General features: G+C 67.2%; 16 protein-coding genes. 11 read left to right on the forward strand and 5 right to left on the reverse strand.

Annotated features, from left to right (window positions below; translation table 11 throughout):
* The first annotated feature begins 19 nt into the window (after positions 1 to 19).
* The 9 genes from KDW55_RS01900 to KDW55_RS01940 all read left to right on the forward strand — a co-directional run bounded on the left by KDW55_RS01900 (position 20) and on the right by KDW55_RS01940 (position 11,315).
* Entirely contained in the window at positions 20 to 820 is an 801-nt protein-coding gene (locus KDW55_RS01900) for an ATP-binding cassette domain-containing protein (protein WP_006488736.1), read from the forward strand.
* Between the two features lie 21 nt (positions 821 to 841).
* Complete coding sequence (locus KDW55_RS01905) at positions 842 to 1,885, forward strand: GlxA family transcriptional regulator (RefSeq protein ID WP_040143806.1); 1,044 nt, start codon at positions 842 to 844, stop codon at positions 1,883 to 1,885.
* 1,039 nt (positions 1,886 to 2,924) lie between these two features.
* Positions 2,925 to 4,157 (forward strand): aspartate aminotransferase family protein, encoded by a 1,233-nt coding sequence (locus tag KDW55_RS01910; RefSeq protein WP_040143807.1) that lies wholly within the window; start codon positions 2,925 to 2,927, stop codon positions 4,155 to 4,157.
* A gap of 31 nt (positions 4,158 to 4,188) precedes the next feature.
* Entirely contained in the window at positions 4,189 to 5,241 is a 1,053-nt protein-coding gene (aruF, locus tag KDW55_RS01915; RefSeq protein WP_059543746.1) for an arginine/ornithine succinyltransferase subunit alpha, read from the forward strand.
* The gene (gene astA, locus KDW55_RS01920; RefSeq protein ID WP_212159862.1) at positions 5,238 to 6,284 is read left to right on the forward strand and encodes an arginine N-succinyltransferase; all 1,047 of its coding nucleotides are present in this window, start codon (positions 5,238 to 5,240) and stop codon (positions 6,282 to 6,284) included. The genes aruF and astA overlap by 4 nt, the downstream gene beginning before the upstream one ends.
* Before the next feature lie 7 nt (positions 6,285 to 6,291).
* A complete protein-coding gene (gene astD, locus KDW55_RS01925) occupies positions 6,292 to 7,755 on the forward strand; it encodes a succinylglutamate-semialdehyde dehydrogenase (protein ID WP_212159863.1) in 1,464 nt (487 codons plus the stop codon).
* Between the two features lie 14 nt (positions 7,756 to 7,769).
* Positions 7,770 to 9,110 (forward strand): N-succinylarginine dihydrolase, encoded by a 1,341-nt coding sequence (gene astB, locus KDW55_RS01930; RefSeq protein WP_040143811.1) that lies wholly within the window; start codon positions 7,770 to 7,772, stop codon positions 9,108 to 9,110.
* A 7-nt stretch (positions 9,111 to 9,117) separates the two neighbouring features.
* Positions 9,118 to 10,167, forward strand: coding sequence for a succinylglutamate desuccinylase (gene astE, locus KDW55_RS01935; protein WP_212148798.1), 1,050 nt, complete (start codon positions 9,118 to 9,120; stop codon positions 10,165 to 10,167).
* Positions 10,168 to 10,520: 353 nt separating this feature from the next.
* Positions 10,521 to 11,315: an ABC transporter substrate-binding protein gene (locus tag KDW55_RS01940; RefSeq protein WP_059543741.1), complete on the forward strand. Its 795-nt coding sequence runs from the start codon at positions 10,521 to 10,523 to the stop codon at positions 11,313 to 11,315.
* A gap of 106 nt (positions 11,316 to 11,421) precedes the next feature.
* Here KDW55_RS01940 and KDW55_RS01945 read toward each other — a convergent pair whose 3' ends face one another.
* Together KDW55_RS01945 and cdpA are read right to left on the reverse strand one after the other, a co-directional pair.
* A complete protein-coding gene (locus tag KDW55_RS01945) occupies positions 11,422 to 12,942 on the reverse strand; it encodes an HDOD domain-containing protein (protein WP_040143814.1) in 1,521 nt (506 codons plus the stop codon).
* 27 nt (positions 12,943 to 12,969) lie between these two features.
* Positions 12,970 to 14,709, reverse strand: a complete 1,740-nt coding sequence (gene cdpA / locus KDW55_RS01950) for a sensor domain-containing phosphodiesterase (protein WP_212148732.1) — start codon at positions 14,707 to 14,709, stop codon at positions 12,970 to 12,972.
* Positions 14,710 to 14,988: 279 nt separating this feature from the next.
* On the opposite strand from cdpA, the gene KDW55_RS01955 reads away from it, so the two are divergent.
* Positions 14,989 to 15,540, forward strand: coding sequence for a peroxiredoxin (locus KDW55_RS01955; RefSeq protein ID WP_040143816.1), 552 nt, complete (start codon positions 14,989 to 14,991; stop codon positions 15,538 to 15,540).
* An 89-nt stretch (positions 15,541 to 15,629) separates the two neighbouring features.
* Here the strand turns inward: KDW55_RS01955 and KDW55_RS01960 are convergent, their stop codons facing one another.
* Positions 15,630 to 16,256: an SDR family oxidoreductase gene (locus KDW55_RS01960; RefSeq protein ID WP_040143817.1), complete on the reverse strand. Its 627-nt coding sequence runs from the start codon at positions 16,254 to 16,256 to the stop codon at positions 15,630 to 15,632.
* A gap of 261 nt (positions 16,257 to 16,517) precedes the next feature.
* Here KDW55_RS01960 and KDW55_RS01965 point away from each other — a divergent pair, with 261 nt between their 5' ends.
* Positions 16,518 to 17,972, forward strand: coding sequence for an NYN domain-containing protein (locus KDW55_RS01965; RefSeq protein WP_212197802.1), 1,455 nt, complete (start codon positions 16,518 to 16,520; stop codon positions 17,970 to 17,972).
* Positions 17,973 to 18,210: 238 nt separating this feature from the next.
* Here the strand turns inward: KDW55_RS01965 and KDW55_RS01970 are convergent, their stop codons facing one another.
* Both KDW55_RS01970 and KDW55_RS01975 read right to left on the reverse strand, forming a co-directional pair.
* Complete coding sequence (locus KDW55_RS01970) at positions 18,211 to 18,594, reverse strand: VOC family protein (protein WP_040143819.1); 384 nt, start codon at positions 18,592 to 18,594, stop codon at positions 18,211 to 18,213.
* 138 nt (positions 18,595 to 18,732) lie between these two features.
* Entirely contained in the window at positions 18,733 to 22,041 is a 3,309-nt protein-coding gene (locus tag KDW55_RS01975) for an efflux RND transporter permease subunit (RefSeq protein WP_040143820.1), read from the reverse strand.
* Positions 22,042 to 22,102 lie beyond the last annotated feature (61 nt).

Raw genomic sequence — 22,102 nt, forward strand, 5'->3', positions numbered from 1 at the left:
TCACTTCGAGGAGAGCCAGTTGGCCGAGATCACTCAAACGAGCGCGTCCGCTTCCGTCAAGCTTGCCGCGGTCGACATTCACAAGCGCTATGGCGACAACGAGGTGCTCAAGGGCGTGTCGCTGAACGCGAAGGCGGGCGACGTCATCAGCATCATCGGCGCGAGCGGGTCGGGCAAGAGCACGTTCCTGCGCTGCATCAATTTTCTCGAGCGGCCGAATGCGGGGCAGATCGTCGTCGACGGCGAGGCCGTGCGCACGAAGACGGACCGCGCGGGCGCGCTCGAGGTCGCCGATCACAAGCAGTTGCAGCGCATCCGCACGAAGCTCGCGATGGTGTTCCAGCACTTCAATCTGTGGGCGCACATGAACGTGCTCGAGAACGTGATGGAAGCGCCGGTGCACGTGCTTGGCATTTCGAAGAAGGAAGCCGAGGAGCGTGCGCGCGAGTACCTGGAAAAGGTCGGCTTGCCGCCGCGCGTCGAGAAGCAGTATCCGTCGCACCTGTCTGGCGGCCAGCAGCAGCGTGTCGCGATTGCGCGTGCGCTTGCGATGCATCCGGACGTGATGCTGTTCGACGAGCCGACTTCTGCGCTCGATCCGGAGCTCGTCGGCGAGGTGCTGAAGGTGATGCAGAAGCTGGCCGAGGAAGGCCGGACGATGATTGTCGTTACGCACGAGATGGGTTTTGCGCGCAACGTGTCGAATCATGTGATGTTCCTGCATCAGGGGCGGACCGAGGAAGAGGGCGATCCGAAGGAGGTGCTGGTGCGCCCGCAGAGCGAGCGTCTGAAGCAGTTCCTGTCGGGCAGTCTGAAGTAACGCGAAAGGCGGGTTTCATACGTGGTACCGGTGTCTCGTCCCGCAGGCGCCACCCGCACGATGCAGGTGGCGATCGTTGCATTGCCGCCCGTGTCGATGTCGGGTGTGGGTCCGATCGTCGATGCGTTGAATCTTGCGAACGAGATCGACGGGCGGTTGCTGTATCGCTGGCAGGTGTGTTCGTGGGACGGGCGGCCGGTGCCGCTGGCGGGCGGCGCGCAGTGGCATGCCGATGCGGCGTTCAACGACGCGATCGCGTGCGACTGGCTGATCGTCGTGTCGGAGCGGTTTCAGCAGTTTGCCGACTATCGGTTGTTTCTGGCGAGTCTCGCGCGGGTCGGTCAGCGTACGCCGGTCGTGACGGGCATTCACCACGGCGTGTGGTGGCTTGCGATGGCCGGGCAGCTTTCCGGGTATCGCGTGAGCGTGAACTGGGAGACGTATCAGCAGTTCGCCGAGCAGTTCGAGCGGTCGATCGTCACGCAGCAGATCTTCGAGATCGATCGCGATCGGGCGACCTGTGCCGGCGGGCAGGCGACTGTCGATTTCATGCTGGCCATGATTGGCCGCGAACATGGGGCCGATCTCGCGGAGCGGATTGCCGATGCGCTTGGAGCCGGGACGCTGCGCAGCGGCGAGGAGCGGCAGCGGATTCCTTTTGTTACCGCGCCCGGTGAGCGGCATCCTCGGCTCAACGATGCGTTGCTGTTGATGGAAGCCAATGTCGAGGATCCGTTGACCACCGATGAGATCGCCGGGCTTGTCGGCGTGTCGCGGCGGCAGCTCGAACGGCTCTTTCGGCAGTATCTCGGCGCCATGCCCTCCAAGTATTACCTCAATCTGCGGTTGCTCAAGGCGCGCACTCAGTTGCAGCGGACCAGCAAGTCGGTCGTTCAGGTTTCGCTCGCCTGCGGGTTTTCTTCTGCTGCGCATTTTTCTAACGCTTATCGCGAGCGGTTCGGCGTTACGCCACGGGAAGATCGGCGAGCCTGGCTCGAGAAGCAAACCGGCGGCGGGGGGGAGCCTCGCGGGGGCGCGTTGGTCGAGCGTGGGGGAAAGGATTGATTTCTTTTTGCCGTTGGGTGGGGAGATCGCGGTTGGCGTGAAGTACCTGTGATCGTGTCGGTCTATTAGCGTCGCCCCTGCGCGGGGCGGCGGTCACTTTTCTTTGTCTTGCCAAAGAAAAGTAACCAAAAGAAAGGCGCCCGGATAACGCATGACTTCCCGGTGCCGTGGTCGCCGGAGTGGCCGCCGCCTAAGTGTCCGCGCCAGGCAAGAAACCGGAGTGGTTCGAGCAATGGTTCCGACATCACGCACCACCCAACTGAGCGGTATACCGCCCGCTAGCTCCATCCTCGCTTCGCTCGGCTGCAAGGTCCGCCGCTCGCATTGCCGTATGCCACACGCGTATGCCAAGCACTGGGGTCGCAACTGCAGGTTGGTTCACATTGCAAAGCGGAATCGATTGCATCCATTGCCCCGCAATTGCATATCGCGATGGGCGGATCCACCGCAAAGGAGTGCGATGTGTCACTGTCCGCAGCAAGAATGATGTCCTGTTTGATTACATCATTCGCTGAGCGCCACGATCGCATAGGCAAATCGAGATGACGTGTGTCGCAGGGGTGCACCTGTCGGCCGAGCGAAGCGAGGACGGAGCTAGCGGGTGGTATACCGCTTTGTTGGGTGGTGCGTGATGTCGGAACCATTGCTCGAACCACTCCGGTTTCTTGCCTGGCGCGGACACTTAGGCGGTGGCCACTCCGGCGACCACGGCACCGGGAAGTCATGCGTTATCCGGGCGCCTTTCTTTTGGTTACTTTTCTTTGGCAAGACAAAGAAAAGTGACCGCCGCCCCGCGCAGGGGCGACGCTAATAGACCGACACGATCACAGGTGCTTCACGCCAACCGCGATCTCCCCACCCAACGGCAAAAAGGGCAAAAACGGCAAAAACGGCCTCATGCCTGGCCCCGCGCCCGAAGGGCAAAATAAGCGCACTATCCGCTTCCGATAGAACCCGTCGCAAATCCGCAAGACGCTTGCGTCACCCTTACCTAAACTTGATCCTGTTGAACCCTCTTACGAAACCGAAAGGAACGACCATGACGACCTCGACCGTGACCCGCCAGACATTCGACGAAGTGATGGTGCCGGTATTTTCCCCCGCACCGTTCGTGCCGGACCGCGCAGAGGGTTCCCGCGTGTGGGACACGGCCGGCCGCGAATACGTGGATTTCGCGTGCGGGATCGCGGTCACGTCGCTGGGCCACGGCCACCCGGAACTGCTGAAGGTGCTGGACGAACAAGGCCGCAAGCTCTGGCACATCGGCAACGGCTACACGAACGAGCCGGTGCTGCGCCTCGCGAAGCGCCTCGAAGCGCTGACGTTCGCCGACCGCGCATTCTTCGCGAACTCGGGCGCGGAAGCGAACGAAGCCGCACTGAAGCTCGCACGCCGCGTCGCGTTCGACCGCCACGGCGCAGACAAATACGAGATCGTATCGTTCGTCCAGTCGTTCCACGGCCGCACATTCTTCACGGTCAGCGTCGGCGGCCAGCCGAAATACTCGGAAGGCTTCGGCCCCGTGCCGGCCGGCATCAAGCACCTGCCGTTCAACGACATCGCAGCCGCAAAAGCCGCGATCGGCCCGAAGACCTGCGCCGTGATCGTCGAGCCGGTGCAGGGCGAGGGCGGCGTGATTCCCGCCGATCCGGCCTTCCTCAAGGCACTGCGGGAAGCATGCGATGCAAACGACGCACTGCTGATCTTCGACGAAGTGCAAACGGGCGTCGGCCGCACGGGCCACTTCTACGCATACATGGACACGGGCGTCACGCCGGACATCCTGACGACCGCCAAGGCGCTCGGCAACGGCTTCCCGATCGGCGCGATGCTGACGACGAACGAACTCGCCGCGCACTTCAAGGTCGGCGTGCACGGCACGACCTACGGCGGCAACCCGCTCGCGTCGGCGATCGCCGACAAGGTCGTCGAACTGATCGCCGACCCGGCACTGCTCGAAGGCGTGCGCGAACGCAGCGTGCGGCTGAAGGGCGCACTGGAACGCATCAACGCACGCTTCGGCATCTTCAAGGACATCCGCGGCAAGGGCCTGCTGGTCGGCGCGGAACTCACCGCCGCATTCGACGGCCGCGCGAAGGACTTCGTCACGGCCGCCGCGGAAAACGGCCTGATCATGCTGATCGCCGGCCCCAACGTGCTGCGTTTCGTCCCGTCGCTCGTGATCCCGTTCGACCTGCTCGACGAAGGCGTGAAGCGCTTCGAGAAGGCAGTCGAGCAGGTGCTCGCGGCCCAGGAAGCCACCGCGCGCTGATCGGCGCACCCCATCGCAGACAGGAACGACGATGCTATTTGTTCGCCCCGGCAAACTCACGGATCTCGATGCGCTCGCGCACATGGCGCGCACCGCGCAGCCGGTCCTGCACTCGCTGCCGCACGACCGCGCGGCGCTCGAAGCGCGCGTCGCGCTGTCCGAGGATTCGTTTCGCGCGGACGTCGACTTCCCCGGCGAAGAGTTCTACCTCTTCGTGCTCGAGGATTCGTCGACCGGCAAGCTGCTCGGCACGGCGAGCATCGTGGCCGCGGCCGGCTACTCGGAACCGTTCTACGCGTTTCGCAACGACGCGCTGATCCACGCGTCGCGCGAGCTGCACGTGAACCGCAAGATCCACGCGCTCACGATGTCGCACGAGCTGACCGGCAAGAGCCGGCTCGCCGGCTTCTACGTCGACCCGTCGCTGCGCGGCGACGCGGCCGCGCACCTGATCTCGCGCGCGCGGATGATGTATATCGCCGCGAACCGCCGCCGCTTCACGCCGGAAGTCTTCACGCTGCTGCTCGGCGTAAGCGACGACACGGGCGCGTCGCCGTTCTGGGAAGCAGTGGGCCGCAAGTTCTTCGGCCGCGATTTCACCGACGTCGACATCGCGTCGGGCGGCCGCAGCCGCACATTCATCGCGGAAGTGATGCCCGCGTACCCGCTGTACGTGCCGCTGTTGCCGGAAGCTGCGCAGCGCGTACTCGGCGAGCCGAACGAAACGGCACTGCTCGCGTACGACATCCACCTCGAGGAAGGCTTCGAGCCGGACCGCTTCGTCGACATCTTCGACGCGGGTCCGGTGCTGACCGCACAGGTCGACCGCACCGCATGCGTGAAGCACGGCGCGGAGCGCACGGTGCGCGAAGCGGCGCGTCAGCAGGGCGACGTCGCGTACATGGTGTCGACGGGCAGCGGCGAATCGTTTCGCTGCGTGCTGGCCGATCTGCCGGGCGACACGCACGAGGCGCCGCTCGACGGCGACGTGCGCGCGGCGCTCGATGTGAAGGATGGCGATGTCGTGCGCTGCGTGCCGCTGCATCGCCGCGACGATGAAGAATTGAAGGGGGACGCAGCATGATCGTCGTTCGGGTCGTACAAACGGGCGACGTCGACGCGCTCGTGTCGCTCGCGCAGGAAACCGGGCCGGGCCTGACCACGTTCAAGCCTGATCGCGACGCGCTTGCCGCACGCATCGAACGCGCGCGCCGCACGCTCGACGGCAACGCCGCGCCCGGCGAAGCCGGCTACTTCTTCGTGATGGAAGACTCGAAGACGGGCGACATCGCCGGCGTGTGCGGAATCGAGACGCAGGTCGGCCTCGAGCAACCGTTCTACAACTATCGCGTGAGCACGGTCGTGCACGCGAGCCAGGAGCTCGGCGTGTGGACGCGCATGTCCGCGCTGAACATCTCGCACGACCTTACGGGCTACGCGGAAGTGTGCTCGCTGTTCCTGAGCCCGCGCTATCGAACGGGCGGCGTCGGCGGCTTGCTGTCGCGCTCGCGCTTCATGTTCATCGCGCAATTCCGCGACCGCTTCCCGGAGCGCATCTGCGCGGAACTGCGCGGCCACTTCGACGAGGACGGCACGTCGCCGTTCTGGTGCGCAGTCGGTTCGCACTTCTATCAGATCGATTTCAACGCGGCGGACTACCTGAGCTCGCACGGCCGCAAGTCGTTCCTCGCGGAACTGATGCCGCGCTATCCGGTGTACGTCGACCTGCTGCCGCAGGACGCGCAGGATGCAGTCGGCCTCACGCACCGCGATACGCTGCCGGCCCGCAAGATGCTCGAAGCCGAAGGGCTGCGCTACCAGAACCACGTCGACATCTTCGACGCGGGCCCGGTGCTCGAATGCCACATCAACGACCTGCGCACGGTCCGCGAAAGCGTCGTCGTGCCGGTCGCGATCGGCGTGCCGGTTGCAAGCGAAGACGCGCGCGGCAGCCATGCGCCGGCGTCGCTCGTGTCGAACACGTCGCTCAACGATTTCCGCGTCGGCGTCGCACCGGGCGTGGTCGCGAATGGCGCGTTCGTGCTGTCGGCCGACGATGCCGCCGCGCTCGACGTGAAGGCCGGCGATCCGGTCCGCGTGCTGCCGCTCAAAGTCAAACAGGGATAAACGAATCATGACGGAACTCTTCATCGACGGCGCGTGGGTCGCAGGCTCGGGCCCCGTCTTCGCCTCGCGCAACCCGGGCACCGACGCGATCGCATGGCAGGGCGCGAGCGCGTCCGCGGCCGACGTCGACCGCGCGGTCGCGAGCGCACGCCGCGCGTTTGCCGGCTGGTCGGCGCTCGACTTCGAAGCACGCTGCGAGATCGTCAAGCGCTTCGCGGCGCTGCTCACCGAACGCAAGGAAGCGATCGCAACCGCGATCGGCCGCGAGACCGGCAAGCCGCTGTGGGAAGCCCACACGGAAGTCGCGGCGATGGCCGCGAAGGTCGGGATCTCGATCCAGGCGTACCAGGAGCGCACCGGCGAGAAGCGTCAGGACATGGCCGACGGCGTCGCGGTGCTGCGCCATCGCCCGCACGGCGTCGTCGCGGTGTTCGGCCCGTACAACTTCCCCGGCCATTTGCCGAACGGGCATATCGTGCCGGCGCTGATCGCGGGCAACACGGTCGTGTTCAAGCCGTCGGAGCTTGCGCCGGGCGTCGCGCGCGCAACGGTCGAAGTGTGGCACGACGCCGGGTTGCCGGCCGGCGTGCTGAACCTCGTGCAGGGCGAGAAGGACACCGGCATCGCGCTCGCGAATCACCGCCAGATCGACGGCCTGTTCTTCACCGGCAGCTCGGACACCGGCACGCTGCTGCACAAGCAGTTTGGCGGCCGTCCGGAAATCGTGCTCGCGCTCGAAATGGGCGGCAACAACCCGCTCGTGATCGGCGAAGTCGAGGACATCGACGCGGCCGTACATCACACGATCCAGTCGGCGTTCCTGTCGGCCGGCCAGCGCTGCACGTGCGCACGCCGCATCTTCGTGCCGCACGGCGCGTTCGGCGACCGCTTCCTCGCGCGCTTCGCCGACGTCACGTCGAAAATCACGGCCGACGTGTTCGACGCCGATCCGCAGCCGTTCATGGGCGCGGTGATCTCGGCGCGCGCGGCGGCGAAGCTCGTCGATGCGCAGTCGCGCCTGATCGAGCACGGCGCGAAACCGATCATCGCGATGACGCAGCGCGATCCGCGCCTCGGCTTCGTGAACGCGTCGATCATCGACGTGACCGGCGTCGCGAACCTGCCGGACGAAGAGCACTTCGGCCCGCTCGCGCAGATCGTCCGCTACGCGACGTTCGACGAAGCGATCGAGCGCGCGAACGACACCGCGTTCGGCCTGTCCGCCGGCCTGCTCGCCGACGACGCACACGCATGGGCGCACTTCCGCCGCACGATCCGCGCGGGGATCGTCAACTGGAACCGCCCGACCAACGGCGCATCGTCGGCCGCGCCGTTCGGCGGCACGGGCCGCTCGGGCAACCATCGGCCGAGCGCGTACTACGCGGCCGACTACTGCGCGTATCCGATGGCGTCGGTGGAAAGCGCGCAACTTACCTTGCCCGCGAGCCTGTCGCCGGGCCTGCATTTCTGATCGAGGGAACGACGATGAACGCACAAGAAGCCAATTTCGACGGACTCGTCGGCCCGACCCACAACTACGCCGGGCTGTCGTTCGGCAACGTGGCGTCGCTGAACAACGAGAAGTCGGCCGCGAATCCGAAGGCGGCCGCGAAACAGGGGCTGCGCAAGATGAAGCAGCTCGCGGATCTCGGCTTCGCGCAAGGCGTGCTGCCGCCGCAGGAGCGACCGTCGCTGCGCCTGTTGCGCGAGCTCGGCTTCTCCGGCAAGGACGCGGACGTGATCGCGAAGGCCGCGAAGCAGGCGCCCGAACTGCTCGCCGCCGCGAGCTCGGCGTCGGCGATGTGGACCGCGAACGCGGCGACCGTCAGCCCGTCGGCCGACACCAGCGACGGCCGCGTGCATTTCACGCCGGCCAACCTGTGCAGCAAGCTGCATCGTGCGATCGAGCATGAAGCGACGCGCCGCACGCTGTCGACGTTGTTCGCGGACCCCGCGCGTTTCGCGGTGCACGACGCGCTGACGGGCACGCCGGCGCTCGGCGACGAAGGCGCGGCGAACCACACGCGCTTTTGCGCCGAATACGGCAAGCCGGGCGTCGAATTCTTCGTGTACGGCCGCGCCGAATACCGCCGCGGGCCGGAGCCGAAGCGCTTCCCCGCGCGCCAGACGTTCGAGGCGAGCCGCGCGGTCGCACATCGCCACGGGCTCGCGGAAGAAGCGACGGTCTATGCGCAGCAGGATCCGGACGTGATCGATGCGGGCGTGTTCCACAACGACGTGATCTCGGTCGGCAACCGCGACACGCTGTTCACGCACGAGCGTGCGTTCGTCAACAAGCAGGCAATCTACGACACGCTGACGGCCGCGCTCGATGCGCGCGGCGCGCGGCTGAACGTGATCGAGGTGCCCGATGCGGCGGTGAGCGTGAACGACGCCGTCACGTCCTATCTGTTCAACAGCCAGCTGCTGTCGCGCGCGGACGGCTCGCAGGTGCTCGTCGTGCCGCAGGAGTGCCGCGAGAACGCGAACGTCGCCGCTTATCTCGACCGGCTCGCGGCCGGCAACGGCCCGATTCGCGACGTACTTGTGTTCGACCTGCGCGAAAGCATGAAGAACGGCGGCGGCCCCGCGTGCCTGCGCCTGCGCGTCGTGCTGAACGACGCCGAGCGCGCGGCCGTCACGTCGAACGTGTGGATCAACGACACGCTGTTCGCGTCGCTCGACGCGTGGATCGACAAGCACTACCGCGATCGTCTCGCGCCGGAAGACCTCGCCGATCCGGCACTGCTCGAAGAATCGCGCACGGCCCTCGACGAGCTCACGCAGATCCTGCGCGTGGGATCGCTGTATGACTTCCAGCGCTGAGTCGCGCATGCCGGCGGCCGCGCTGTTCGACGACTTCCTCGCGTTCACGCTCGCGGGCGACGCGCCGGCCGTCACGGACGGCGCGTGTGCGAACGGCGCGGTACGCTGGCAATGGCGCGGCGACGGGCTGCTCGCGCTCGAGCCAGGTGCGCGCGATACCGGTGACGCCGCGCGCGCGAGCGTGCTCGTGTCGGCCGGCGTGCACGGCGACGAGACCGCGCCGATCGAACTGCTGTCGATGCTCGTGCACGACATCGCCGCCGGCACGTTGCCGCTCGCGTGCCGGCTGCTCGTCGTGCTCGGCAACGTGCCGGCGATGCGTGCGGGCACACGCTATCTCGACGACGACCTGAACCGGCTGTTCGGCGGCCGTCACGCGCAGGTGCCGGCGAGCCGCGAAGCGCCGCGCGCCGCGCAGCTCGAAGACGCGGCCGCCGCATTCTTCGCGGCGGCGCCGGCGGGCAGCGCGCGCTGGCACATCGACATGCACACGGCGATCCGCGCATCGGTGTTCGAGCAATTCGCGCTGCTGCCCCACACGGGCTCGCCGCCGACGCGCGCAATGGTCGAATGGCTCGGCGATGCGCGCATCGCCGCCGTGCTGCTGCATACCGCGAAGGGCAACACGTACTCGCATTTCACGGCCGAGCACTGCGGCGCGCTTGCATGCACGCTCGAACTCGGCAAGGTTCGGCCGTTCGGCCAGAACGACCTCAGCCGGTTCGCGCCGGCCGATCGTGCGGTGCGCAAGCTCGTGTCGGGCAACCGGGGTGACGCCGCCGAAGAGGGCGACCGTCCGCCGTTGCCGCGCGTGTTTACCGTGATCGATCAGATCACGAAGCGCAGCGATGCGCTCGAGCTGTTCGTCGCCGCCGACGTCGCGAACTTCACGGCGTTCCCGCGCGGCACCGTGCTCGCGCAAGACGGCGAGTATCGCTACACGGTCAAGCACGACGAGGAGCGGATCGTCTTTCCGAATCCGGCCGTAAAGCCGGGGTTGCGCGCGGGCCTGCTCGTCGTCGACACGACGCGCGACACGCTCGCCGCGCTCGTCTGAACGTGGCCGCTCGCGCGCGGCCGCGGCGGCCCGCAGCCCGCGCAGCGCGTCCCCGATGTTCGTGTTCGCGGGGAGCGCGGCCGCCACGCCGGCAGCTTATACGGCGCGCTTGCGTATTTGCGACATCGTCTTGCAAGTTCGCCGAGCGCGGCCGGTGACGCCGGCACCCGCAGCGCACCATCGGAGGCCGGCCGCCGCTTTCCCATGCCGGGCCGCGCGGATTGGTACAATCGCGGCCTTGCGGCTGTTGCGCCGCATCAAGGCGCGGCATCGCGATTGCGGGTGTCATTCGACCCTGCAATGATGCATGCGCCCGTAGTTCCGGAACATTCGAGTATCGAGGAGAACACCTGATGAAGTTGGATTGGCGTAAAGTGGCCGCGCACGCGGTAGTGGCGGCATCGGCCGTGGCGGCAGGCAGCGCGATGGCAGCGGATCTGAAGGAGCTCCGCTTCGGCGTCGAGGCCTCGTACGCGCCGTTCGAATACAAGACGCCCGACGGCAAGCTGACCGGCTTCGACATCGACATCGGCAACGCGGTGTGCGCGAAGCTGAAGACGAAGTGCGTGTGGGTCGAGAACGATTTCGACGGCCTGATCCCCGCGCTGCAGGCGCGCAAGTTCGACGCGATCAACTCGGACATGACGATCACCGACCAGCGCAAGCACGCGATCGCATTCACCGATCCGATCTACACGATCCCGAACCAGCTGATCGCCAAGCAGGGCAGCGGCCTGCTGCCGACGCCGCAATCGCTGAAGGGCAAGCGCGTCGGCGTGCTGCAGGGCACGATCCAGGAAGCGTACGCGAAGAAGAAGTGGGCGCCGGCCGGCGTCGAAGTCGTGCCGTACCAGACGCAGGATCTCGCGTATGCCGACCTGAAGTCGGGCCGTCTCGACGCGACGTTCCAGGATTCGGAAGCGGGCTCGAAGGGGTTCCTGTCGAAGCCGCAAGGCCAGGGCTTCGGCTTTGCCGGCGGCACGGTCAGCGATGCCGAGATCCTCGGCTCGGGCGTCGGCTTCGGCCTGCGCAAGAACGACGCGGCGTTGAAGACCGCGCTCGATCAGGCGTTGAAGGATCTGAAGGCGGACGGCACGATCGACGCCCTCGCGAAGAAGTACTTCAGCGTGCCGGTCACGCTCAAGTAAGCGTTTCGATCCTTCGTACGATGCAGCCGGCCGCCTTCGCGGCCGGTTTGCTTTGGGGCCGCGGATGTTCGGCGTGCGCCGGCCGGCGGGCGGGCCGCCACGCGCATTACGCCGGTTGCGCGGGGAAGAACCGTCCGAGTTCGCGCGCGAGTTCGTTGAGCACGCTCATCTCCTGCTGCGTGATCTTGCGCGCGGGCTGCGCGCCGGCCCAGTCGCCGTACAGCAGCGCGACGGTCGACGTGCCTGCCCGCACCGGCAGCAGCACGAACGCGCGCGTATCGGGCAGCGCTTCGAGATACCACGCGGGCAGCCGTTTGACCATCTTCGGGTCCTGCGCCTGCTCGATGAAAATGCCGACCGAGTTCGTGATCGCGAGATGGAACACGTCCGGCTCGAAGCGCTCGTCGAACGCGAGCCGGTCGAGCGCCGCGTCGACGTCCGGCCCGAAGCCGAGACGCGCGGCGAACGTGCCGTCGCCGCGGCGCACGAACATCACGGTACGCGTGAACGCGAGGCCCGCGAGCAGGCTCTCCGACGCAAGCGCGAGCACCGGTGTCAGCACGTGCTCGGACGGCAGCGCGCGCAGGTCGGCGAGGCCGGCTTCGAGGCACGCCTCGGGTTCGGTCTGCGCGCGCGCGATCGCGTCCGCGTTCGCGCGCAGTTCGACGATCTCGCGCATCACGGTGTCGCTGGCTTCCTCGCGTGCGAGCCGATTCGCGATTTCGACCAGTTCGTCGGCCTCGATCTCCAGCTCCGCGCCGTAATGCTGTGCGAGCGCCGCGATGTGCGCGTCGCGCTGCGGGCTCTCCGGCATCGTCAGCGCGCCCGCGACATCGGTCGAGCAGCGGCTCACGGCACGCAGCCAGTGCACTCGCTCGGAGCTGTCGTCGGCGTGTGCGTCACGCGGCCGCCGGGGATCGTCGCGATCGTCGTCGTCGTCCGCGCCGCCAGCGTCCGCCCGGCGGTCGTTGCCGTCCGACATCCCCGCGCGGATCACGTCCGGCAGCCGCCAGCTCGCGGCGGCCTCGACACCGATCTCTTCGAAGCTGACGCCCAGCACGTCGACGCACGCGGCCGCATCGTCGCCGTCCAGCTCGGCTGCGCGGCGGCGGATCCGGTCCCATTCGCTGTCGAGATAACAGACGACGAGCAGCTTGCCGACCTGGCGCATCAGCGTGCAAACGACGGCTTCCTCACCGCCGCGCAGCTCCGCGTGCTCGGTCAGCTTGCGCGCGACGCAGCCGGACAGCAGCGCGCGATTCAGCTCCAGTTTCGCGTCGATGCGGCGCGGCGTGCTCTGGTGGAAATGGTCGACCAGCTTCAGCCCGACGACGAGATGGCCGACGGTGTCCATGCCGAGCACCATCAGCGCGCGCGTGACCGTCGTGATGTTGCCGCCGAACGCCATGTACATCGCGGAATTCGCGAGCCGCAGCACTTTCTGCGTGAGCGCGAAATCGGACAGCACGACGCGCACGAGCGCGGTGAAGTCGAGATCGTCGTTCTTCATCGCGGCCATCGTTGCGCGCAGCGATTCCGACAGCAGCGGGAAGTCGCCCCGTTCGTTCATCCGGGCCCACAGCTTGTCGAGCAGCGCCGTGCGGGGCAGGTGTGCGGTGATTGACATACGGATTCGTCCGGTTCGCCGTGCGCGTCAGGCGGCGTGCAGGCGCAGTTGCTGCGCTTCGAAGCGCCGTGCGAGCTCTTCGGAAGGCAGCGCCTGGCAGACGAGCCAGCCCTGGATGTGATTGCAGCCCATCTCCGTCAGTAGCTCGCGTTGCGCTTCCGTCTCGACGCCTTCCGCGACGAGCTCGAGGTCGAGCGTCTGCGCGAGGCCGACCACGGCCGATACGATCGCGCGGTCGTTGCGCGACGTCAGCAGATTCTCGACGAAGCTGCGATCGATCTTCAGCTTCGCGAGCGGGAAGCGCTGCAGATAAGCGAGGCTCGAATAGCCGGTGCCGAAATCGTCGATCGCGAAACGGATGCCGAGCTCGGTCAATTCCTCGAGCAGCGCCTTGGCTTGCGCGGGATCATGCATCAGCAGGCTTTCGGTGATTTCGAGCACGATGCGGCGCGGGTCGATGCCCGTCAGCGCGATCGCCTCGCGCACGCTCTGCGTGAAGCGCGGGTCGCGAAACTGCTGCGGCGACACGTTGACGGCCACGTACTGCAGCGCGAGCCCCTGGCTGTCCCACGCGACGAGCTGCATGCACGCGGCCTTGAGCACCCAGTTGCCGAGGTAGTTGATCAAGCCGATCGATTCGGCGAGCGGTATGAAAGTGGCCGGCGGAACGAGCCCGTGCACCGGATGACGCCAGCGGATCAGTGCCTCGACGCCGACCACCGCACCCGACTGGCTGCGCGTGATCGGCTGGAAGTGCAGCGAAAACTCGCCGTTGCGCACGCCGTCGTACAGGTCGGCCTCGAGCTTGAGCCGTTCGGCGTCGGCCGGATCGTCGACCGGCGCATGAAACGCGAGCGCATTGCCGCCCGACGCCTTCGCCTGCGCGAGCGCATGGTCGGCGCGACGCAGCAGCGGGCTGTGATGCTGAGCGCGGTGCGGCGCCGCGCGTTCGTCCGGGTACAGCGCGATGCCGATGCTCGCGGACAAATGGACGGTCTGCCCCTGGTACACGTAAGGTTCGCGCACGGCGGCCTGCAGCCTGCGCGCGAGTGCGTCGGCGGCGTCGCTGGCGCGCGCGCGGTCGGGGGCGGTGAACACGATCGCGAACTTGTCGCTCGCGACACGCGCGAGCTGCTCGTCGGACGTAACCAGCGCCTGCAGCCGCTGCGCGGTCTGGCGCAGCAGCGCATCGCCGGCGTCGTAGCCAAGCGCGCGATTGATGCGCTGGTAGTCGTCGAGGTCGAGCAGCAGCAGCGCGGCGCAGGTGCCGGCCGCGTCGGCGGCCTGCTGCGCACGCATCAGCGCGGGCACAAGCGCGGACAGGTTGTCGAGCCCCGTCATCGGATCGTGGTGCATCTCGTACGTGAGCCGCGCCTCGAGCGCGCGCCACGCGGATACGTCGAACGCGGCGATCGCGAAGCCGTCGACGCCGTGGTGGCGGCTCTTGAACGCACGGATTTCGACATCGAGCGGGTACGTGAGCGACTTGACGATGCACAGCGTCGCCTTCTCGACCTGACCCGAGCGCGCGGCGCGTGCAAGCAGGCCTTCGAGCGCCGCGGTATCCTGTTCCGCGATCAGGTCGCGCAGCGTCAGCGTGTGCAGGTAGTCGCGGTGGTAGCCGATGAAGCGCAGGCTCGCATCGGATACGTACAGGAAGCGCAGCTCGCGGTCGACGTGCGCGAGGAAGTCCACCGTGCCGACCGTCTGTTCCAGCCAGTTCCGCACGGTATCGTCGCGACGCGGCGCGCCGGCGCGCGCAGGCATCAGCGCGCCGCCTGACCAGGCGAAGCGGCGCAGCGTATGCAAGGCGCTGCGCCAGGAGCCCTTGCGTGGCGTCTGTTTCCTGTTGGCTTCCATGTTTCTCGCTGACGATTAGGGCTGGAACCGGTTGTCCGGAAAGATTAACGGCAGCTTGCGCGGAATCTTTAACCGGTCGGCGGCAACGTGGGGCGCTGCCGCCGGCCGGTCATGCATCCCGGTGTTCGACACGCGAACGCCGGTGTGGCCTACTTCGGGCTGACTTTATAAGAAACGAGGACGCAGATGAAGCGAAAACTATGGGCGGGCGCCGCGGCGGCGCTGCTGGTTGCCGGTCATGCAGTGGTTGCACAGGCGCAACTGAAGCCGGGCGATCCGGCGCCCCGGTTCACGACGCAGGCGTCGCTGGGCGGCAAGACCTACACGTACTCGCTCGCCGATGCGCTGAAGCACGGGCCGGTGGTGCTGTATTTCTATCCGGCCGCGTTCACGAAGGGCTGCACGATCGAGGCGCATGCGTTCGCGGATGCGGTCGATCGTTACAAGGCTTACGGGGCGACGGTGATCGGCGTATCGGCCGACAACATCGATACGCTGACGAAGTTCTCGGTGAGCGAGTGCCGCAGCAAGTTCCCGGTCGCGGCCGATCCGGACGCGAAGATCATCCGCGAATACGACGCGAAGCTGCCCGCGCTCGATCGCGCGAACCGCGTGTCGTACGTAATTTCGCCGGAAGGGAAGGTGTTGTACGAATACACGAGCCTGTCGCCGGACAAGCACGTCGAGAACACGCTCGCCGCGGTGAAGGCGTGGGCCGACGCGCATCCGAAGCCGTGAGTCGCGAGCAGTAAGCCTATAGTAAAGCGGCCCGCATCGCGGGCCGCCGGCACGACGAAACGCGCGGCCGCGATAGCCGCGCGCATCGGTCATGCGCGCAACGCCTGTTCGATCGGCACGCTGCCGCCGACGAAGCCGATGACCTTGCGGGAAATGCCGAGCTTGATCGCCTCGATCGCGGCCCACGCGACATCCTGGCGCGACACCGGCGGCGCCGCGTCGAGCCGCTCCTCGGTCAGCGCGATCTTGCCGACGCCCGGGCCGTCCGCGAGCGGGCCGGGGCGCAGGATCACGTAATCGATGCCCGACGCGATCACGCGCTCGTCGCCATCGCGCTTCATCTGCGAATAATGGCGCAGTGCGCCGCTGCGTTCCGGCCAGTAAGCGGTCAGCGAGCTGATCACGACCAGCTTCTGCACGTTGTACGCGAGCGCATGCTCGGCCGCGCGCGCGACCGCGTCGCGGTCGATCTGCTCCTCTTCGGTCGCGCCTTCCGATTCGGCCGAGCCGGCCGCGTAGATCACGTGCGTGACGCCCTGGAACGCGTGCGAGAAATCGCCCGTCAGATCGGCCTCGACGACCTTTGCGCCCGGCAGCGTATAGCCGTGCCGGCGCACCAGCGCAGTGACCTCGAATTCCGGCTGCTTGAGCAGCAGATCCGCGCAGGCCTGGCCCGTGCGGCCGGTCGCGCCAATCAGCAGTACCTTCGTCGTCATGAAACCGCTCCTCGCTCGATGCGTCATCCATCCAGATAGGGACGGACGACCGATACTCAAGTGTATGTCGATTTGGGCCGACGGCGCGCGGGTAATTGGGGCGATACCACTGCGCGCTCGCTGCCACGCGGCGCGGCGCCCCGCCGGCCGCGCCGTCGCATGCGCCGATTGCGGGATCGCTGCGCCGACCGGCTATCATGTGCGCGATGCATTTTTCGCCGCTACGCAATACAACGCGGCGGCCAACCGGTTGGAGTACACATGGCATTACCCCTGGACAACGTCAGCATGGCCGTGTTCTGCGACTTCGAGAACGTCGCGCTCGGCGTACGTGACGCGAAGTACGAGAAATTCGACATCAAGCCCGTGCTCGAGCGGCTGCTGCTGAAGGGCAGCATCGTCGTGAAGAAGGCCTATTGCGACTGGGATCGCTACAAGGGCTTCAAGGCGGCGATGCACGAAGCGAGCTTCGAGCTGATTGAGATTCCGCACGTGCGTCAGTCGGGCAAGAATTCCGCCGACATCCGGCTCGTCGTCGACGCGCTCGATCTCTGCTACACGAAGTCGCACGTCGACACGTTCGTGATCATCAGCGGCGATTCGGATTTTTCGCCGCTCGTGTCGAAGCTGCGTGAGAACGCGAAGAAGGTGATCGGCGTCGGCGTGAAACAGTCGACGTCGGACCTGCTGGTCGCGAACTGCGACGAATTCATTTTCTACGACGACCTGGTGCGCGAGCAGCAGCGCGCGCTCGCGAAGCGCGAACAGCAGCGCACCGGCAACGGCGGCGCGAAGCGCGCCGACGAGCCGTCGCGCAAGCCTGAACTCGAGGCGCGGCGCAGCGAGGCGATTGCCCTCGCGGTCGAGACGTTCGACGCGCTGGCATCCGAGCGCGACGACGTCGGCAAGATCTGGGCGTCGGTGCTCAAGAGCGCGATCAAGCGCCGCAAGCCGGATTTCAACGAGTCGTATTACGGTTTTCGCGCGTTCGGCAACCTGCTCGACGAAGCGCAGGCGCGCGGCCTGCTCGAAGTGGGGCGCGACGACAAGTCGGGCGCGTTCGTGTCGCGACCGCGGCAGCCGGCCGTGACCGAGCCTGTGGCAGCGGCACGCGACGCCGCGGCCGTGCAACACGGGCACGGCGCACGTCACGCGGAAGCCGCCCACGCGGAGCGCGAGTCGCGCCATCGCGGAAAGCGTGCCGAAACGGCCGCGGAGGAAACGGTGCAGGCCGAGGTAGAAGAGGCCGTCGCCGTGGACGTTGGCGTCGCGAGCGAAGTGCCGGCAGCCACGGCGGACGCGGTCGAAGCGAACGAGCCGCACGGCGACGCAAAGGACGGCCGCAAGCGCGCGCGCAAGAGCGCGGCGAAGAAGGCCGGCGCGAAGAAGGGCGGCGACGCGAAGAGCGGCCGCCAGGCGGCGGCCAAGCCTGACGACAGCGCGCACGGCGGGTCGAAGCACGGCGACGATCCGCACGCGCCAGCCCAGCATGTGGAGGCGACGCATCGCGATGCGGACCATCGGGACGATCGGCGCGGCGCGGAACCGGCGGCTGGCGCGCAGCAGGCGGCCGACGCGGCCCCTGCAGCACCGGTAGCCGAATCCGCCGGCGAAGCAGCGAGCGAACCCGCAATCGACGCCAAGCCGAAGAAGCCGGCCCGCAAGACGGCGACCCGCGCGCGCCGCCCACGCAAGACGGCTGCCGCCACCGAGTAAGGTCCGCGCGCCGGGGCGGCGTCCGCCCGACGTCGCCAGCGGCGTTCACGTCATCACACTGGCCAGCGTCCTTTCGATCGCAGCGGGCGCCGCGCTGGTCCGCGGCGCCGCTGACTTCGTGCCATGCACATTCGCACCACCGGCGTGACGCGCCGGAGCGCGAGCGTCACCGCACGCTCTCGTCAGCCGCCAGGTGCGTGCCGGCCGGCGCAGGTTCGACGCCGGCCGGCGCGCGTCGTCACCCGTTCAGCGCGTACGGCTGCGTCATCACTTCGAGGAAGTGTCCGTCCGGATCGTCGAAGTACACGCCGCGCCCGCCGTTGTGGCGGTAGATCTCGCCGGGCTGCCGCTTCGCCGGATCCGCCCAGTGCGGGAGCTCGCGTTCGCGAATGCGCGCGTACACGCGATCGAAGGCGGTTTCGTCGATCAGGAACGCGTAGTGCTGCGCGGTGATGTCTCCCCCTTTCTCGTAGAAATCCAGCGAAACGCCGTTGTCGAGCCGAACGACCAGCATCGCGCCGAATGGCGCGGGCGGCGGCAGTTCCAGAAGCTCGACAAGAAAACGGCTCGACGCGTGCTTGTCGCGGCACCAGACGATCGTATGGTTGAGCTGGACGTTCATGGCGGTTTCCCGCGCGCGGGCGCAAGAATGGACATCGACATACGATAGTTGATCGCGGCGGCTGCGCAAGGACGCAAGCGGTCGCGTCGGACGGCCGCTTGCACATTCCCGCGCCTGGTCAGGCCGCTCGTGACGCCCTTACTCGCCCGCCACCGCCGGTCCGCCGGAATTGCCGCGGCGGTTTCGGCGCTTTTCGCTCCACACGCGCAACCGGTCCATGTACAGATAGACGACCGGCGTCGTATAGAGCGTCAGCACCTGCGACATGATCAGGCCGCCGGCGATTGCGATCCCGAGCGGCGCGCGCAGCTCGGCGCCGTCGCCATGGCCGAACGCGAGCGGCAGCGCGCCGAGCAGCGCCGCCATCGTCGTCATCATGATCGGGCGGAAGCGCAGCAGGCACGCCTCGTGGATCGCGTCGAACGACGATTTGTGGCTGTTGCGCGTCTGGTCGATCGCAAAATCGACCATCATGATCGCGTTCTTCTTCACGATACCGATCAGCAGGATCACGCCGATCAGCGCGATGATGCTGAACTCGGTCTTGAACAGCAGCAGCGCGAGCAGCGCGCCGACGCCGGCCGACGGCAGCGTCGACAGGATCGTGATCGGATGGATGTAGCTTTCGTACAGGATCCCGAGCACGATATAGACGGCCAGCAGCGCCGCGAGGATCAGGATCGGCTGGTTGTTCAGCGACTGCTGGAACGCCTGCGCGGTGCCTTGGAAACTGCCGACGATCGTCGGCGGCACGCCGATCTGCGCCATCGTCTGGTAGATCACCTGGGTCGCCTGCGACAGCGACACGCCCGGCGGCAGGTTGAACGAGATCGTCGTCGCGACGAACAGCCCCTGGTGGTTCACCGACAGCGGCGTCGTGCTCGGGCCGAAGGTCGCGATCGCGGACAACGGGATCATCGTCGACTTCGACGTCGACACTGCCGCGCCCGACGACGCGCTCGACTTGCCGCTCGACGCGATCGAGTTCAGCGCCTGGTTGCGCGCGGAATCGGACGCGATCGCCGCGGCGCTGGTGGCGGCCGTGCCCGCGCTCGACGTGCCGGCCGACGTGGCGACGAAGGTGCCGGCCGCCGCATTGGTGGTTTGCGAGCCGTTCGCGCTGCCGCCCGACGTGCTGATCCACACCTGGTTCAGCATCTCCGGGCTCTGCCAGTACTTGGGCGCGACTTCCATCACGACGTGGTACTGGTTCAGCGGGTTGTAGATCGTCGAGACCTGGCGCTGGCCGAACGCGTCGTACAGCGTGTTGTCGATTTGCGCGGGCTTGATGCCGAGGCGGGCTGCGGTCGCGCGGTCGATCGTCACCATCGCCTCGAGGCCGCCTTGCTGCTGGTCGGAGTTCACGTCGGTCAGCTCGGGGCGCTTTTGCAGCGCTTCCGTCAACAGCGGCCCCCACTTGTACAGCTCGGCGCTCGAGTCGCCGAGCAGCGTGAACTGATACTGCGCGCTGCTCTGCCGGCCGCCGACGCGGATGTCCTGCGCAGCCTGCAGGAACGTGCGCGCGCCCGCGACGTCCGACAGCGGCTTGCGCAACTGCTGGATCACCTGGTCCGCCGACAGCTTGCGCTCGGTGCGATCCTTCAGCGTGACGAACATGAAGCCGGAGTTGGTTTGCGTGCCGCCGGTGAAACCCGCGACGCTCTTCACGTTCGGGTTGGCCTGCACGATCCGCATCATCTCGGCGAACTTCAGTTTCATCGCCTGGAACGACGTCGACTGGTCCGCCTGGATGCCGCCGATCATCAGCCCCGTGTCCTGCTGCGGGAAGAAGCCCTTCGGCACGATGACGTACAGGTACACGTTCAGCCCGATCGTGGCAAACAGGATCAGCAGCACCAGCATCGGCCGGCGCAGCGCCCACGACAGCGAGCGCTCGTAGCCGCGCTGCATCCGCGTGAAGAAACGCTCGAGGAAGCGGCCGAAGCGGCCCTCCTCGTGCGCGTCGTGCGGCTCGCGCAGCAGCCGCGCGCACATCATCGGCGTCACGGTGAGCGACACCGCGAGCGACACGCCGATCGCAAGCGACAGCGTCAGCGCGAATTCGCGGAACAGCCGCCCGACGATCCCGCCCATCAGCAGGATCGGCAGGAACACTGCGACGAGCGAGATGCTCATCGACAGCACCGTGAAGCCGACTTCGCGCGCACCGTCGAAGGCGGCCTGCAGCCGCGGCTTGCCGTTCTCGATGTGGCGCGTGATGTTTTCGAGCACGACGATTGCATCGTCGACGACGAAGCCGGTCGCGACGATCAGTGCCATCAGCGACAGGTTGTCGATCGAGAAGCCGAGCAGGTACATCGCGCCGAACGTGCCGACGATCGAGATCGGCACCGCGACGCTCGGAATCAGCGTCGCGCGCCAGTTGCGCAGGAACAGGAACACGACCATCACGACGAGGCTGACCGCGATCAGCAGCGTGTGCTCGGTGTCCTTCAGCGATGCGCGGATCGTGGTCGAACGGTCGAGCACCGGCGTGACCGTGATGTCGGCCGGCAGCGACGCGGTAAGCTGCGGCAGCGCCGCGCGCACGCGGTCGATCGTCTCGATGATGTTTGCGCCAGGCGAGCGGTAGAGGATCACGAGCACCGCGCGCTTGCCGTTCGACAGGCCGAGGTTGCGCAGATCTTCGACGCCGTCGACGACCTCCGACAGATCGGACAGCCGCACGGCCGCGCCGTTGCGGTACGCGACGACGAGATCCGCGTACTGCGACGCCTTCGACGCCTGGTCGTTCGTATAGAGCTGGTAGCGCTTCGGGCCGAACTCGATCGCGCCTTTCGGGCTGTTCGCGTTCGCGGACGCGAGCGCCGCGCGCACGTCCTCGAGGCCGATCCCGTAGTGGAACAGCGCATGCGGCTCGAGTTCGACGCGCACGGCCGGGTTCGCGGAGCCGCTGACCGTCACCTGGCCGATTCCGTCGATCTGCGACAGCGACTGCTGCAGCACGGTCGACGCGGCGTCGTAGACCTTTGCGGGCGAAGCGGTTTCCGACGTGAGCGACACGACCATGATCGGCGAATCGGCCGGGTTCACCTTGCGGTACGTCGGGTTGCTCTTCAGCGACGCGGGCAGGTCGGCGCGCGCCGCGTTGATCGCGGCCTGCACGTCGCGCGCGGCGCCGTCGATGTCGCGGTTCAGCCCGAACTGCAGGATGATCCGCGCGTTGCCGACAGTGCTCGTCGACGTCATTTCGCTGACGTCGGCGATCGAGCCGAGGTGCCGCTCGAGCGGGCTCGTCACGCTGGTCGCGACGGTCTCCGGGCTCGCGCCGGGCAGCGACGCCTGGACCGAGATGGTCGGGAAGTCGACCTGCGGCAGCGGCGACACCGGCAGCCTGATGAACGCGAACAGGCCCGCGAGCGCGACGCCGAGCGCGAGCAGCGTCGTCGCGACGGGGCGGGTGATGAAGGGGCGCGACAGGTTCATGTCGGCACTCGCCGGGCCGCCGCGTGTTCCGACGGATGCGTTTTCGGAAGATGGGGGGGCT

The organism is Burkholderia sp. AU19243, assembly GCF_018148075.1.
GTDB lineage: Bacteria > Pseudomonadota > Gammaproteobacteria > Burkholderiales > Burkholderiaceae > Burkholderia > Burkholderia latens_A.